At 68.6% G+C, this 14,555-nt stretch carries 15 protein-coding genes; 7 read left to right on the top strand and 8 right to left on the bottom strand.

What is annotated here, in order from left to right:
• Window positions 1–26: 26 nt before the first annotated feature.
• From VD997_02450 to VD997_02440, 3 genes are all read left to right on the top strand, one after another.
• Window positions 27–1,313, top strand: a complete 1,287-nt coding sequence (locus tag VD997_02450) for a diphosphate--fructose-6-phosphate 1-phosphotransferase (GenBank protein HYE60831.1) — start codon at window positions 27–29, stop codon at window positions 1,311–1,313.
• 84 nt (window positions 1,314–1,397) lie between these two features.
• Window positions 1,398–2,021: an ArsR family transcriptional regulator gene (locus VD997_02445; GenBank protein ID HYE60830.1), complete on the top strand. Its 624-nt coding sequence runs from the start codon at window positions 1,398–1,400 to the stop codon at window positions 2,019–2,021.
• The gene (locus VD997_02440; protein ID HYE60829.1) at window positions 2,018–2,401 is read left to right on the top strand and encodes a hypothetical protein; all 384 of its coding nucleotides are present in this window, start codon (window positions 2,018–2,020) and stop codon (window positions 2,399–2,401) included. The genes VD997_02445 and VD997_02440 overlap by 4 nt, the downstream gene beginning before the upstream one ends.
• Before the next feature lie 208 nt (window positions 2,402–2,609).
• On the opposite strand, the gene tnpA is transcribed toward VD997_02440, so the two are convergent.
• From tnpA to gatC, 6 genes are all read right to left on the bottom strand, one after another.
• Window positions 2,610–3,062, bottom strand: a complete 453-nt coding sequence (tnpA, locus tag VD997_02435) for an IS200/IS605 family transposase (protein HYE60828.1) — start codon at window positions 3,060–3,062, stop codon at window positions 2,610–2,612.
• A gap of 532 nt (window positions 3,063–3,594) precedes the next feature.
• Window positions 3,595–4,086: a hypothetical protein gene (locus tag VD997_02430; GenBank protein ID HYE60827.1), complete on the bottom strand. Its 492-nt coding sequence runs from the start codon at window positions 4,084–4,086 to the stop codon at window positions 3,595–3,597.
• Window positions 4,087–4,196: 110 nt separating this feature from the next.
• Entirely contained in the window at window positions 4,197–5,327 is a 1,131-nt protein-coding gene (gene dnaX / locus VD997_02425; GenBank protein HYE60826.1) for a DNA polymerase III subunit gamma/tau, read from the bottom strand.
• 111 nt (window positions 5,328–5,438) lie between these two features.
• Complete coding sequence (gene gatA / locus VD997_02420; protein ID HYE60825.1) at window positions 5,439–6,920, bottom strand: Asp-tRNA(Asn)/Glu-tRNA(Gln) amidotransferase subunit GatA; 1,482 nt, start codon at window positions 6,918–6,920, stop codon at window positions 5,439–5,441.
• Window positions 6,921–6,927: 7 nt separating this feature from the next.
• Complete coding sequence (locus tag VD997_02415) at window positions 6,928–7,395, bottom strand: DUF2314 domain-containing protein (GenBank protein HYE60824.1); 468 nt, start codon at window positions 7,393–7,395, stop codon at window positions 6,928–6,930.
• The gene (gene gatC / locus VD997_02410; GenBank protein ID HYE60823.1) at window positions 7,392–7,724 is read right to left on the bottom strand and encodes an Asp-tRNA(Asn)/Glu-tRNA(Gln) amidotransferase subunit GatC; all 333 of its coding nucleotides are present in this window, start codon (window positions 7,722–7,724) and stop codon (window positions 7,392–7,394) included. The genes VD997_02415 and gatC overlap by 4 nt, the downstream gene beginning before the upstream one ends.
• 64 nt (window positions 7,725–7,788) lie before the next feature.
• On the opposite strand from gatC, the gene VD997_02405 reads away from it, so the two are divergent.
• On the top strand, window positions 7,789–8,556 hold the full coding sequence (locus VD997_02405; protein ID HYE60822.1) for a hypothetical protein: 768 nt from the start codon (window positions 7,789–7,791) through the stop codon (window positions 8,554–8,556).
• 119 nt (window positions 8,557–8,675) lie between these two features.
• Here the strand turns inward: VD997_02405 and VD997_02400 are convergent, their stop codons facing one another.
• Window positions 8,676–10,205, bottom strand: a complete 1,530-nt coding sequence (locus VD997_02400; protein ID HYE60821.1) for a DEAD/DEAH box helicase — start codon at window positions 10,203–10,205, stop codon at window positions 8,676–8,678.
• A gap of 234 nt (window positions 10,206–10,439) precedes the next feature.
• Between VD997_02400 and VD997_02395 the strand changes: the two genes are divergently transcribed.
• Window positions 10,440–11,393, top strand: coding sequence for a DNA methyltransferase (locus VD997_02395; protein HYE60820.1), 954 nt, complete (start codon window positions 10,440–10,442; stop codon window positions 11,391–11,393).
• A 12-nt stretch (window positions 11,394–11,405) separates the two neighbouring features.
• A complete protein-coding gene (locus VD997_02390; protein ID HYE60819.1) occupies window positions 11,406–12,395 on the top strand; it encodes an NAD(P)H-binding protein in 990 nt (329 codons plus the stop codon).
• A gap of 126 nt (window positions 12,396–12,521) precedes the next feature.
• Here VD997_02390 and VD997_02385 read toward each other — a convergent pair whose 3' ends face one another.
• Entirely contained in the window at window positions 12,522–13,358 is an 837-nt protein-coding gene (locus VD997_02385) for an alpha/beta fold hydrolase (protein ID HYE60818.1), read from the bottom strand.
• A 62-nt stretch (window positions 13,359–13,420) separates the two neighbouring features.
• On the opposite strand from VD997_02385, the gene VD997_02380 reads away from it, so the two are divergent.
• Window positions 13,421–14,479 (top strand): hypothetical protein, encoded by a 1,059-nt coding sequence (locus VD997_02380; protein HYE60817.1) that lies wholly within the window; start codon window positions 13,421–13,423, stop codon window positions 14,477–14,479.
• Window positions 14,480–14,555: the final 76 nt, after the last annotated feature.

The following is a 14,555-nucleotide window of genomic DNA, read 5'->3' as shown; positions in this document are numbered from 1 at the left end:
CATTCTGCCGGTGTACCCTTGCCCCTATGCCCCCCTCCGACCTCATCCGCGGCAACGCTGTCATTGGCCAGTCCGGCGGGCCGACCGCCGTCATCAACCAGTCCCTTGTCGGCGTTGTCGAAGGCCTCCGGGGCGGGCTGCACGCGGCCGGGTTTGTGCCACGCATTCTGGGCATGCGGCACGGCGTGCGCGGGCTCACCAAGGGCGAGTTCGCGGACCTCACCGACATGCACCAGGACCGGCTGGATCGGCTGGCGGCGACGCCCTCGGCGGCGCTGGGCTCCACGCGCGACAAGCCGGACCCGGCATACTGCGAGCGCGTCCTGGAGGCGTGCAAGAGGAACGACATCCGCTACTTCTTCTACATCGGCGGCAACGACAGCAGCGACACGTGCCGCATTGTCCGCGAGATGGCGGTGAGGACGGGGTATGACCTCCGCTGCTTCCACGTGCCCAAGACCGTGGACAACGACCTGATGGAGAACGACCACACGCCGGGGTTCCCGTCGGCGGCGCGGTTTGTGGCGATGGCGTGCATGGCGGACTTTCTCGACAACATCTCGCTGCCGGGCATCAAGATCAACGTGGTGATGGGGCGGCACGCGGGATTCTTGACGGCCGCGAGCGCGCTGGCCCGCCGGCACGACCGCGACCTGAACCCGGTGGCGCCCGAGGAGTCGACCGACGGGCCGCAGCTGATCTATTGCCCCGAGGTGCCGTTCAGCCTCGATGAGTTCGCCGCGGATGTGGAGGCGATCTACGCGAAGAAAGGCCGCTGCCACATCGCCGTGAGTGAAGGGATCATGGACCCCACGGGCCAGCCCATCGGCGCCTCGCTCATCAAGAACGCGCAGACCGATTCGCACGGCAATGTGCAGCTCTCGGGCAGCGGGGCCCTGGGCGATGCGCTCGCCGACTTCCTGAAGGCGAGGCTCACGCCCGCGGGGGGCAAGGCGCCGCGGGTGCGTGCGGACACCTTCGGGTACGTGCAGCGGTGCTGGCCTGATCCCAGCCCGATCGACCAGCAGGAGGCGCGCCGGTGCGGGCAGTTCGCGGCGCAGCTCGCGATGGGCGGGCACCAGGACGGCAGCGTCGCCATTGTGCGGCAGGGCAGCGGGAGCGAGCGGTGGCTGGGCCGGGACAACGGGCAGCCGTACCTGTCCACCTACCGGCGGGTGGACCTCAGCGCGGTCGCGGCCAAGACCCGCCACATGCCCCCCGCGTTCCTCACCGGGCGGAACAACGTGAGCCGTGCGTTCGTGGAGTACTGCCTGCCGCTGGTGGGGCCGCTGCCGGGGTTCGAGCGCCTGTAGCGGCGTGCCGGGCGGGCTGCCGGTGCTTTCAAATACTTCTGAAAGTTCAGTGGACTTCCGCCCGCCCCCCTCCCACAATCAGGCATGGAGACACCCGCCCCCAAGGCCCTCATGGAGGCCCAGGACCGCTTTATTGCGGTCTGGGGTCAGATGGCCGGCGCCTGGGGCATCTCCCGGACGATGGCCGAGGTTCATGCGCTGCTGTACATCAGCGGGCAGGAGCTGTGCACCGATGACATCATGGACCGGCTGGAGATCTCACGCGGCAATGCGTCGATGTCGCTGAGGGCCCTGCTGGACTGGGGGATCGTGGAGCGGGCGCACAAGCGGGGCGACCGCAAGGAGTACTTCAAGGCCGAGCAGGACGTGTGGGCCATGTTCCGCGCCATCGTGCGCGAGCGGATCACGCGCGAGGTGGACCCGCTGCTGGCGTCGATGCACGAGATCCGCGACATGACCGGCCCGCTGGAGCGCGGCAAGAACCGCAAGACCGAGGGCGGCTCGGAGGCGGCGCTGAACGCGGAGCAGAAGAGGGCGTTGGCGGAGCACAACGCGCGGCTGGATGAGATGCTGGAGTTCTTCCAGACGCTCGAGCGGCTGGGGCAGCGGTTCGTGTCGCCGGCGGGGCGGGGGCTGCAGGTGGCGGCGACGCTGCTGAACCGGGTGCATGAGGTGATTACGCCGGATGCGCGAGGAGGGCGTGAATGAGCGCCGTCAACCGCGCCACCAAGGGCCCGCGCACGCGGGGGCCGCGCAAGCGGCAGCGCGTGGTGACCGTCGCGTGGGCGGTGTCGCGCGACGCGGCGTCGCGCGTGTGGCCGGTGGAGGCGGGGGATGGTGAGGTGGAGCTGCGGTGGGTGCTGGAAGCGGGGGTGAGCCGGGTTGTTTTGAGCGATGGTGCCCGCGAGGTTGTGATCGCGGAGGGTTCGTCTGCTGTTGTGGCGGATGAGGGGCTGCTGCACGTGGAGGCGTCGGCGGGGGAGTTCGGGTTCGCGGCGACGCTCCGCGCCGGGCGGGTGCTGTATGCGCGGACGGATGTGCTGGGGCGCCTGGGGGTTGAGGGTGGGCGGTATGAGGTGGTGAGGTAGGTGGCGCGCCGTCTCTGAGGCTGGGGGCGGGCTTGCGCCAGAAATTTGGTTCTAAGTCAGCATCTGTGTCCCCGGCTCCGAAGGAGCCCCGGAGTGTTGCCACCAGTGGAGCGACGCCGCGCTTCGCGGCGAGCGCAACTGGTGGAAGGTGGGCACGCCCCAAACCCCTGTCTTCTTTTGCTCTCCGCCCCTTCAGGGGCGGAGGAGTTCAGTCGAACACATACCGCTCATCAAACTCACAGTCATGCGCTCGCAGCAATTGCAGGTACTCCGTGCGGAAGTCCATCTTCTGGTGGTGCTCGGCTTGCGTATCGATGTAGCGCATGACTGCCGGCTCCTGCGACTTGCTCACGGTGAACGCGGCGTAGCCCTCCTGCCAGGCGAAGCGGCTGAGCCGGGGGAACTCGTCATGGACCCAGGCTGAGGAGCGGGACTTCACCACCCGCATGAGGTCGGAGATGCACACGTCGGGACGCCAGCGGATGTACATGTGCACGTGGTCGTCAACGCCGTTGATGTTCAGGGCCGTTCCTTTTTCGGCCCGCACAATGCCGCCCATGTAGGAATGGAGCCTTGGTGCGATCTCGGCTGTGATCCAGGGGTCGCGGCGTTTCGTCGAGAAGACAACGTGGAGCAGGAGCTGGGAGAATGTGCCGGCCATGGGCCCTCCGCCGCTCCGTTGGAGCGCAATGGGAAGGGGGAGGGTAATGGAGGGGGCTGTTTTCCACCAGTTGCGCTCGCGGCGAAGCGCCGCTTGCTCCACTGGTGGCAACACTCCGGGGCTCCTTCGGAGCGGGGGCGGGGGAGGAGGACAGAGGCGTGCGGCGGGGGCCTGGGCCCTCCGGCGCTCCGTTGGAGCGGGTAAGCAGAGAAAGGAAGGTAAGGGGTGGGCCTGCCTTCCACCAGTTGCGCTTGCCGCGAAGCGCGGCTGCGCTCCACTGGTGGCAACACTCCGGCGCTCCGTTGGAGCGGGGGCGGGGGAGGAGGACAGGGGCGTGCGGCGGGGGCCTGGGCCCTCCGCCGCTCCGTTGGAGCGGCATGCGAAGGAAGGAAGGTATATGAGGGGCCTGCCTTCCACCAGTTGCGCTCGCGGCGAAGCGCCGCTTGCTCCACTGGTGGCAACACTCCGGGGCTCCTTCGGAGCCCGAGGCAGGCGAGCGGCAGTAGCAGCTGAACCGCCCGGGAGCTGTGCTTCACTCCCCCTGCTTCTTCCGCGGCTGGGTGCTGATGATCTTGGCGCCGAAGAGCTCGGTGGCCTGCTTGATCAGCGGATGGTCGCTAATGGGGGTAGTTGGCGTGGCGGGTGGGTTGGGTGCGGCGCCCGGCGAAGTGGTGGCAGCGGCGGGTTTGGGGAGGGGCTCGACCTTCTCGCCGCTGGCGGTCTTGAGCTCGATAGCGAGGTTCTGGCCCCAGGCGATGCTCAGCAGCGTGCACAGGTCGCGCTCGGCGGACTGGGCGGCGGTCCGCATCTCGTCGGAGACCTCGAGCACGGCCTTGTGCTCGTCCTTGGTGACGAGCTTGAGGCTGCCCACCAGGATCCGCATGCGGTGCTGCTTCTGGCACGCCTCGGTCACCATGTTCCAGAGGGCGACGGGGTCCTCAGGCAGGTTGCCGGGCAAACGCGTGACGCCGGAAATGGGCGGCTTGGCCTCGACCTCGTGGCGCGTGGGTGCGGCGGGGCGCATCGCGGGTGGCGCGGCCGCGGGGCGTGGGGCGAGGGGTGCAGGCGCGGGAACGGCGGCAGGCTTTGGAACACCGGTCGGGAGACCGGTGCCACCCAGGACACCTGTCGCCGTCAGCGTTTTTTTGCTGGAGCGGCTCCGTTGCGCGGGGCGCCGGCCATCACGGCGGTGATGTCCGCGATCTTGTCTGTCATCGCCAATCGCACCAGCAAGGCGTCGAGCAGGGCCCGCGGCACGGCGGAGTTCTTCGCCGCCCGCTGCACGTTCTCGCACAGGGCGATCATGTGCACCAGGCCCGCGGCGTCGAACTTGCCGGCCCGCTCGACCTCGTCCTTGCGGGCGGAGTCCGAGAGCTCTACCAGCGGCGTCTGCGGGCCGCACGCGGCGATGATCATCAGGTCGCGGAGGCGGTGCAGCAGGGTCTCGAGCAGCTGGTCGATGCCGATCCCGCGCGAGAGCATGTCGGCGCCCTTGGCGAGCGCGACGGCCGGGTCGCCGCTGGCGAGGGCGTCAATGAGGTCCGACAACACGCTCCGCTCGGGCAGGCCCAGCAGCTCCTCCAGCAGCTTGACTGTGAGGTGCGTCTGGCCCGAGGCGATCAGCCGTTCGAGCAGCGTGAGAGAGTCGCGCATCGAGCCGTTGCCCAGGTGGGCGACCAGGTGCACGAGCTCGGGGTCCGCGGTGAGCTTCTCGTCCTTGATGACGCGGGTGAGGTGCTCGGCGACCAGCGACGAAGGGATATTGCGGAAGTCGAAGCGCTGGCAGCGGGACTGAATGGTGGCGGGGACCTTGTGGGTCTCGGTGGTGCAGAGGATGAACACGACGTGCTCGGGGGGCTCCTCCATGGTCTTGAGCAGGGCGTTGAACGCCGCGGTCGAGAGCATGTGGACCTCGTCGATGATGTAGACCTTGTACTTGCCGCGGAGGGGCTTGTAGACGGAGTTGGCGATCAGCTCGCGGGCCTGCTCGACGGAGTTGTTGCTGGCGGCGTCGATCTCGATGACGTCGGTGTCGTGGCCCTTCATGATGAGGGCGTCGATCTCGGGGGAGCCGCCGTTGAGGGCCTTGGCGAAGAGGCGGGCCATGGTGGTCTTGCCAACGCCGCGGGTGCCGACGAAGAGGTAGGCGTGGGCGACGCGGTTGGCCTTAATGGCGTTGGCCAGGGTGTTGGCGATGGCCTGCTGGCCGACCACCTCGGCAAACTCCTGGGAACGGTAACGGCGGGCGAGCACGGCGTAGGCCATGGCGGATTCTAGCGGAGACGAGGTTGGGGTCGGTCGGTGTGGGGGAGTGGGCTCATGAATAGAGCCGCGGGCCCGTCACTTGCCTTGCGGGCTTCATATGGACTGGCGGTATCACACGCCCGCTGCGGAGGTTTCGATCATCGCCGCGACGCGGAGCAGGGTGCATTCGTCAAACGCGGGGGCGATGAGCTGCATGCCGACTGGGAGCCGGGCACCTTCAACGGCAGCCTGCCCGCAGGGGATTGTGGCGGCTGGGAGGCCGGCGAGGTTGACGGCCACCGTGTAGACGTCCTCGAGGTACATCGCGAGGGGGTCGGTGGTCTTTTCGCCAAGTTTGAACGCGGGGCCGGGGGCGGTGGGCATGAGGATGGCGTGGCAGGCGGGGTGGCCGGCGCGGCCGGTGAAGGCGGCGTTGAAGTCGTCGAGCACGCGCCGGCGGACCTTGAGGGCGGTGTTGTAGTAGGCCTCGTAGTAGCCGCTGCTGAGCACGTGGGTGCCGAGCATGATGCGGCGCTTGACCTCGGGGCCGAGGCCCTCGGCGCGGCTGCGGCAGTAGAGCTCGTAGAGGCCTTCGCCTGCTTTCAGCTGGGCGCGGTGACCGAAGCGGACGCCGTCGAAGCGGGCGAGGTTCGATGAGGCCTCTGCGGGGGCGATGATGTAGTACGCGGCGATCGCGTCATCGAGCAGGGGCAGATCGATGTCAATAACGCGGGCGCCGCGCTCGCGGAGGCGGACGGCGGTTTCGTCCAGAACGCGGGTGATGTCGGGGCTGTTGCCGGGGCCACGGGCCTGGCGGGGGATGCCGACGACCAGGCCTTCGATTGGTTGATCGAGGCAGGCGACCAGGCCTGGCGGGGGCTGGTGCGCGGTGGCGTCGTGGGGGTCGATGCCGCAGATTGCTTCGAGCACGAGGGCCGCGTCGCGGACGGTGGCGGCGAGCGGGCCGATCTGGTCCAGGCTGCTGGCGTAGGCGACCAGCCCATAGCGCGAGACGCGCCCGTAGGTGGGCTTGACGCCGACAACGCCGCAGTGGGACGCGGGCTGGCGGATGGAGCCGCCGGTGTCGGAGCCCAGGGCCACGGGGGCGATGCCGGCGGCGACGGCCGCGGCGGAACCGCCGGAGCTTCCGCCGGGGACGCGGTCGGGGGCGTGGGGGTTGCGGGTGGGGCCGAAGTGGGAGCGTTCGGTGGAGGAGCCCATGCCGAACTCGTCCATGTTGGTCTTGCCGACGATCACGGCGCCGGCGTCGATGAGCCGCTGGACCGCTGTCGCGGTGAAGGGCGATTCGTACTTCGCGAGCATGCGGCTGCCGCAGGTGGTGGTGCCGCCGTAGGGCGGGCCGAGGCAGATGTTGTCCTTGATGGCGATGGGCACGCCGGCGAGGGGCAGCTGCTCGCCCATGGCGACGCGACGGTCGACGTCGGCGGCGGCCGCGAGGGTGCGCTCGGGGAAGGTGGAGATGAAAGCGTTGAGGTGGGCGTGCTGCTCGAGGGCGGCGAGGGAGTGCTGGGCGACGGCGAGAGCGCTGACCTCCCGCGCCTGCACGGCGCGGGCGGTGGAGATGGCGTCTGGCCTGGTCACGCGCCCTGTCACGGGCAGCTCACTTCTTCGCCTTCGAATCGGCGGCGGGGGCGTTGGGGTCGACGGGCGGGGCGGTGAAGTCGCCGACGGTCTTGCCGTTTGCGGTGTAGGCCCAATCCTTCACCTTGTCGGCGGTGACGGTGACGCGGTCGCCCTTCTTGTGGCCCGCGGCGTCGGCCAGCAGCGGGCCCGCGACCGAGGTGCCCACGACCGACTGCACGTTCACCCACGCTTCGCCGGTCTGGTTGGCGTTGCCCTGGATGGTGGCCTTCACCTTGAAGGAGCTGTGGTCGGTGGCCTTGCTGAAGGCTTCGAGGAACTCGGGCCAGCGCTTCTGGGCGGTGGCGGTGCCTTCGGTGGCGCGGATCTGGGCTTGCTGCTGGGCGGCGGCCTGGGCCTGCTTCTTTTCGCAGCCTGCGGCGAGGGTGAGGGCGAGGGCGGTGGTGATGGTGGCGGCGGTGCGGGTCGCGGTCATGGGGGCGGTCATGCGCCTCCTCCTTCGTCGAGAACTTTGGGGACCTTGATGAACGGCGGCAGGGCGTCGGGGGCCATGCGCATCAGCACGTCATTGGGCAGGGTGGGGGCGGGGGTGTCGGCGTCGAGGCGGTTGACGGTGTCCGCCACGTTGGCGAGCGGCTCGACGCCCTCGAGATCGAGGCGTCGGAGGCGGTCGACGTAGGTGACGACGGCGGAGAGGCGGGTCTGGAGCTCGGGGACCTCGGCGTCGGTGACCTGGAGGCGCGAGAGGCGGGCGACGTTGCGGATGTAGTCGGCGGATAGGTGGTTGTGGGGGTTGTGCGGGTGCGGGTCGGGCACGAGGGGAGTGTATCGGTAGGTTGGGTGTGATCTGTGGAATGGTGGGGGTGGTTAGGATCGTGGCGTGAAGGCTCCTTGCCCGCCGCGGAACCGGTTTGAGCGCTGGACGTGGCACCTGCGGAACCCGCTGGTGGTGGTGCTGCTGCTGGCGCTGGTGGGGATGAGCTGCTACTACGCGGACTCGTGGGATCGCGGCTCGCTGGGTCCGTTCCGGAAGCGGCAGGTGCGGTATCCGACGTACACCGAGCAGGTGTTCGTGCTGCGGAGGGGGGACGGCGGGTACGAGGTGCTGGACCCGCAGTTCATGAGCTGGGACCGGCTATCGCGACTGACGCAGGAGAATGCGTACGACCTGCTGGACGTGCAGTATGTGCAGGTGGACGAGGTCTTCGGGCGGTGGTACCCGACGTGGTACGAGTCTCGCCGTTGGATCGTCATGGACCCGCTGGGGCTGAAGGCGGGGAAGGAGTGGAGCGATGCCGAGCTTGCCCGGGTGCGCGAGCTGTTTCTGGGGCGGCTTGCGGTGACGATGCCGGAACAGGCCGCGTCGGTGCGGAACGGGAATGCGCTTGTGCGCGAAGTGCGTTGGGACGGTGTGGCTCTGAATGGGCTGTCGCTGGTCGTGGGGCTGCTGCTGCCGTTCCTGGCCTATGGCTCGCCGCCGTATGTGCGGCTGGCGGTGGCGCGCCGGCGGCTCGCGCGGGGGGAGTGCGGGTGCTGCCGGTATGAGTTGCAGGGGATGGTGGGTGCGGATGGGAGGGTGCGGTGCCCGGAGTGCGGGGCGGTGTGGGGGGCGGAGGGGGGTGGGTTGAGGGTGTTGGCGAGCGCGTAGAGATGCCACGGAGAAGAGTTCGATCGCTTGCGCGATCGGCTCTTCGGGGGCGGTTCAGTCCTTGAGAGAACCCAAGAGACAGCGTTCGATCGCTTGCGCGATCGGCTCTTTTGGGGGCATTAGCGCCGGTTGCTCTTGATGCCACGGATGAGGCGCTTGGGTGGGAGTTTCGTGGGGACGATGCCGCCGGGGAACTTGGTCTCGTCGACCTTGTCGGGCTCGGCGACGGGCAGGTCGGGGTTGAGCGAGTCCTTGATGCGGTTGGTCTTCTGCTCGGGCGCGGCTGCTGGGGCGGCGGGGCCGTTGGCGAGGGTGAGGCCGCCCTCGCGCCGGCCGCCGGGGAGCGGGTCGCGGTAGCCCTCGGGGCGGGGGTTGGGCTTGAAGTCGGGGTAGTCCATCCGCGGGATTTCCGCGTTGATGAGCATCTCGATCTCGGTCAGCAGCTCGCCCTGCTCGGGCGTGACGAAGGACCACGCGACGCCCTTCTTGCCGGCGCGGGCGGTGCGGCCGATGCGGTGGACGTAGACCTCGGGGTCGTCGGGCAGGTCGAAGTTGATGACGTGGGAGATGTCCTCGACGTCGATGCCGCGGCTGGCGAGGTCGGATGCGACGAGCACGGCGAGATGGCCCTCGCGGAGCTTCTTCATGGTGGAGTTGCGCTTGCCCTGGGGCATGTCGCCGTGGATCGCGTGGGCCTCGACGCCGCGCTGGGTGAGGCCCGTGGCGAGCTCGTCGACGGTTCGCTTGAGGCGGCAGAAGACGATGGTAAGGGCGGGCTCCTCGTGGGTGAGCAGGTGCAGGAGGAGGCGCTTCTTGTCCCAGGGGTTGACCGCGAGGTAGTGCTGCTCGACGAGGCTCACGGTGAGGGAGCCCGAGTGCACGACCACCTTCTGCGGGTCCTTCATGTAGCGGCGGGCGAGCTTTTCGATGTCGGGGCTGATGGTGGCGGAGACGAAGACGGTCTGCCGCTGGGGCGGGGTCTTCTCGAGGATCTTGCGGATGTCCTCGCGGAAGCCGATGTCGAGCATCCGGTCCACCTCGTCGAGGACGACGTGGCGGATGTTGTTGAAGTGGATGATGCCGCGCTCGAGCATGTCCATGACGCGCCCGGGCGTGCCGACGAGGATGTGCGAGCCCTTGCTGAGCTTGCCGGCCTGCGTCCGCACGGCCTGGCCGCCGTAGACGGTGGTGGCGCGGATGGGCGTGTGCTTGCCCAGCTCGTCGATCTCGGCGGTGATCTGGATGGCCAGCTCGCGGGTGGGGGCGAGGATGAGGGCCTGGAAGGGGTCGTCCTTGTTGAGCTTGCAGAGCAGCGGCAGCGAGAACGCGGCCGTCTTGCCCGAGCCGGTGCGGGCCTGGCCGAGGATGTCGCCGCCGGCCATGATGGGCGGGCAGAGCTGGCTCTGGGTGAGGGTGGGGTGCTTGAACCCGAGCTCCTCGATGCCCTTGAGGACGCTGTTGCGGATGCCCAGGTCGGCGAAGGTCTTGGTCTCGTCGAAGACCTCGGCCCGGTGCTTCTTGAGGGTGGCCAGGCGCTCGAGCTCCTCGGGCGTGTGCGGGTCGGGGACCTGGGCCTGGGTCTCGGGTGCGGGCTCGTGCGGGGTGTGGGGGAATTGCGGGTCGGAGTCGGTCGTGTGGTGCTGCGTCATCGGGGCCTTCTGTGCGGGGGCGTCGGGGCCGGTGCGGTTTGCCGTGTCACACCGTGCGTGGGAAAGGGCGCGCCCGGACAAGGGGAGTCCCCAGGGGCGGCCTGCGGGGATCATAGGTTCGGCAGGTGGTCGGCGCGTGCGGGTTTCCGGGCGGCTGGCGCGGGGTGGCGCGGGTGTGATATTGTGCGTGCCGGCCGCGTCCGGCCGATGCTGCAAGGCTGTTGAGGAGAGGTCATGACCGCGGTGGATGCCAAGCGAGGGGTTGTCGAGCGCGCCCAGCAGGGTCAGCAGGGCCTGCGCCCGAAGCACGAGATCGATGTTGCCGGGAAGCCTTCCTGCAAGGTTTACGTGGGCGACTGCCGCAAGGTGTTCGCCCGCCTGCCGGAGCTGAACGGGACGGTGGACCTGGTCTTCGCCGACCCCCCCTTCAACTGGAACCGCGCGTACGACAAGTGGGACGACGCGATGCCCCGCGAGGACTACCTGCGGTTCACGGAGGAGTGGCTGGACACGTGCATCGCCCTGCTGCGGCCGGGCGGGTCGTTCTGGGTGAACATCCCCGACGACACCTGCGCGGAGATCGTCGTGCATCTCAAGAAGCGCGGCCTGGAGATGGAGAACTGGTGCATCTGGCACTACCGCTTCGGGCAGAACACCAAGGCGCGGTTCATCAACAGCAAGGTGCACGCGCTGTGGTTTGTGAAGCCGGGTGGCGAGCGCACGTGGAACAGCGAAGCCGTGCTGGAGCCCTCCGACCGGGCGACGACGTACTTTGACCCGCGCACCATGGACAAGAAGGACGGCATGCCCGCGGGGATGCGGGTGCCGATGGACGTGTGGTACGGGCGGTACTGGGGGCGCATCCAGGGCAACAACAAGGAGCGGCGCGAGAACCACGACAACCAGCTGCCCGAGGTGTACCTGGAGCGCGTGATCGCGGCGTGCAGCAACCCGGGGGACCTGGTCGTCGACCCCTTCCTGGGCAGCGGCACCACGGGCGTGATGGCCCACGCGATGGGCCGGAGGTTCATCGGCAGCGAGTTCTCGGCGGACAACGCGAAGTCGGCGTTCACGCGGATCCGCGACATCGGGCCGGTGCCGCGGGAGAAGGACACTCAGGGCACGGCCATTTTCCCGCCCCGGCGGGTCGGCAAGCGCACGGCCGCGCGGATCAGGAAGACCACCTAAGGTGTAGGCCCTATGGGTACGAAGACCGTTGCCGTCACAGGTGCGTCGGGGTTTGTGGGCCGGTGGATGGTGCGCGAGCTGCTGGCCAGGGGCTACGGCGTGCGGGCGCTGGTGCGCAGCCGTGAGAAGGCCCGCGAGGTGCTGCCGAACGGGCCGGTGCTGGTGGTGGGGGACATCTCCGACGCGGGCAAGGCGGAGGAGCTGCTCGAAGGGTGCGGGGCGTGCATCAATCTGCTGGGCATCATCCGCGAAACCCGCGGCGACTCCGGGCAGCGGCCGCAGACGTTCCAGCGGATTCACGTGGACGCGACCCGGATGCTGGTGGCCAAGTGCCAGGAGCGGGGCGTGCGGCGGTTCGTGCAGATGTCGGCGATTAACGCCACCGACGCGGGGCAGACCGAGTACCAGCGGACGAAGTTCGAGGCGGAGATGCTGGTGCGGCTGAGCGACCTGGACTGGACCATCTTCCGGCCCTCGTTCATCCACGGGCCCGACGGCGAGTTCGTGCAGATGGTGAAGGGGTGGGCGAAGGGGCACGCGGCGCCGTACGTGTTCATCCCGTACTTCACGCGGAGCGTTGAGGACAAGCGGGTGCCGCTGGGGCCGGTGCACGACATCGACCCGAAGGTGGCGCCGGTGTACGTAGGGGACGTGGCCCACGCGTTCGTGGTGTCGCTGGAGAACCAGCGGACCTTCGGCGAGGTCTACAACCTCGTGGGCAGCGAGACGCTGAGCTTCCCCGACATGCTGCGGTTCATGCGCGACCACATCCATGGGGCGCACGAGAACCAGCCGGTGTTCGGGCTGCCCTCGCACGTGGGCGCGAACGTGGCCAAGGGCGCGAAGGCCCTGGGGATGGGCGGGCTGCTGCCCTTCGACGAGGGCATGGCGAAGATGGGGGCGATGGACACGACCGCGAGCCTCACGAAGTTCCGCGAGCACACGGGGATCGAGCCGGCGCCGTTCAAGGCGAGTTTTAAGACGTACGCGGGGCAGGTGTGAGGCGTGTGTAGGCGGTGACGTTCGGAACGAGCCCGGAACGCAGTGACGGGTTCTTTGCGCGATGTGCGCCGGTGAAGACCCTGCCCGCTCACTTCGTTCGGGGCTCGTTACGAACGATCGTTGCGCTCACAGAAGCGGTTTGAGCATCGCGTCAATCGACTCCCAGTACGCCTCCTGCTCGCCGAGGGGGGTGTTGTGGCCGCCCGTGAGCTCGATGAGGGTTGCGGTGGGGACCAGGGCTTTGAGGCGCTCGCCGTGGGAGAACGGCACGATCTCGTCGCCGCGGCTGTGCAGGATCAGGATGGGGCAGGCGAGGGTGGGCAGGACCCTGTCGGTGCGGTAGGAGTTTCGCACGAGGAAGGACGGCACGCCGTAGGACTTGGCAAACGAGGCGATGCTGGTGAAGGGGGACTCAAGGATGAGGGCGGCGGGCGGGCGTTCCTTCGCGACCTGCGCGGCCACGCCGGTACCCAGCGAGCGGCCGTGGTAGAAGAGACGGGAGGGGTCCACGCCGGCCTTGTCCTTGATGCTGTCAACGAACTTGACGGCGTCGGCGACGATGGCGGTCTGCGATGGCGTGCCGGAGGAGCGGCCGTAGCCGCGGTACTCCACGAGCAGCGTGGAGAAGCCGCGGTCACGGTACTGCTCGGCGAGCTGGTAGTTGTGGTCGATGAGCTCGGCGTTGCCGTGGAAGAAGACGACGCAGGGCATGGGACGGACGGAGCGCGAGGGGATGAACCAGGCCTCGGTGCGGCCGGCATCGGTGTCGATCCAGAGCTGCTCGACGTCGCGCGGGATGAGGGAGTCCTGCATCGGCGGGCCGGCGAAGGAGCGCGGGTAGACGAGCTTGGTCTCCAGGGCGGAGCAGGCGGTGAGCCACACGCCGTAGGTTACGAGGAGCAGGACGAGGACTCGCCTGAGCAGGCGGAGGATCGTGCGGGGTTTCTGCCGGGGGGTCGACATACAGCGTGTTGTACCGGATTGCGGCCCGGATCGGGGCCAGGCGGGCGTCACTACAGTTGGACATGCGAACGGTTTCCAAGGTGCTGCTGAGTGCGTTTGTGACCGCGTGCGTGGCCCTGCCGGCCCTCGGGTGGGACGCCTACGGCCACCGGCTGATCACGACGCTGGCGGTGGAGTCGATGAGGGGCGGGCCCGAGTGGCTGAAGGGCGAGGAGACGATCAAGAAGGTGGCCGATGGGGCCGTGGTGCCGGACCGCTGGCGTGGCACGAAGATCAACCAGCTCACGCACCTGAACAACCCCGAGCACTACCTGGATGTCGAGGATCTCGCGCCGTACGGGCTGAGCCTCAAGACGCTGCCGACGCTGCGGTACGAGTACGTGAAGGCGATGGCGCTCGCCAAGGAGCGCGCCGGCAAGGACTTCAAGGGGCGGCCCGTGAACCCCGCGCGCGACACGGCGAAGACCGACGAGCTGCCCGGCTTCCTCCCCTACGGCATCACCGAGCAGTACGCGAAGGTGCAGAACGCGTTCCTGACCGTGCGCGTGCTCGAGAAGCTCAACGACCCGCGCCGGGCGCACCAGCTGCAGCTCGCCAAGGAGAACGCGATCTACAACATGGGCGTGCTCTCGCACTACGTGGGCGACGCGGCCCAGCCGCTGCACATGACCAAGCACCACCACGGCTGGGTCGGCGAGAACCCCAAGGGCTACACCACCGACCGCGGCTTTCACTCGTACATCGACGGCAAGATCATCACGCACCACCGCATCAAGGCTTCGGACGTGCGGAAGTTTGTCGACGGCAAGGTGCAGGTGGAGGCGCGGGCGCCGTGGGAGGACGTGCTGAACTACCTGGAGACCTCGTTCGTGGAGGTCGAGCCGCTGTACGAGCTGAAGAAGACGGGCGAGCTGGAGCAGGCGAGGGGCAAGGAGTTCATCGAGAAGCGGCTGGCGAGCGGGGCGTCGATGCTGGGGGCGATGTACCGGGCGGCGTGGGAGAGCGCGGAGCCGACGCAGAAGGATGTCGATGACTTTGTGAGGTATGACGGGGCGGTGGAGGGGGAAGCGGCGGGCGCGGGGAACACGGCGACCGTTCGGAACGAGCCCGGAACGAAGTGACGGGCCTTCCCGCCAACGGCGCGCAAGGCGTGCACCGCCCACTCACTTCGTTCGGGGCTCGTTGCGAACGGGCCAG

It is taken from the genome of Phycisphaerales bacterium, from assembly GCA_035627955.1.
GTDB lineage: Bacteria > Planctomycetota > Phycisphaerae > Phycisphaerales > UBA1924 > JAEYTB01.
This window is presented reverse-complemented; position numbering and strand designations above follow the sequence as displayed.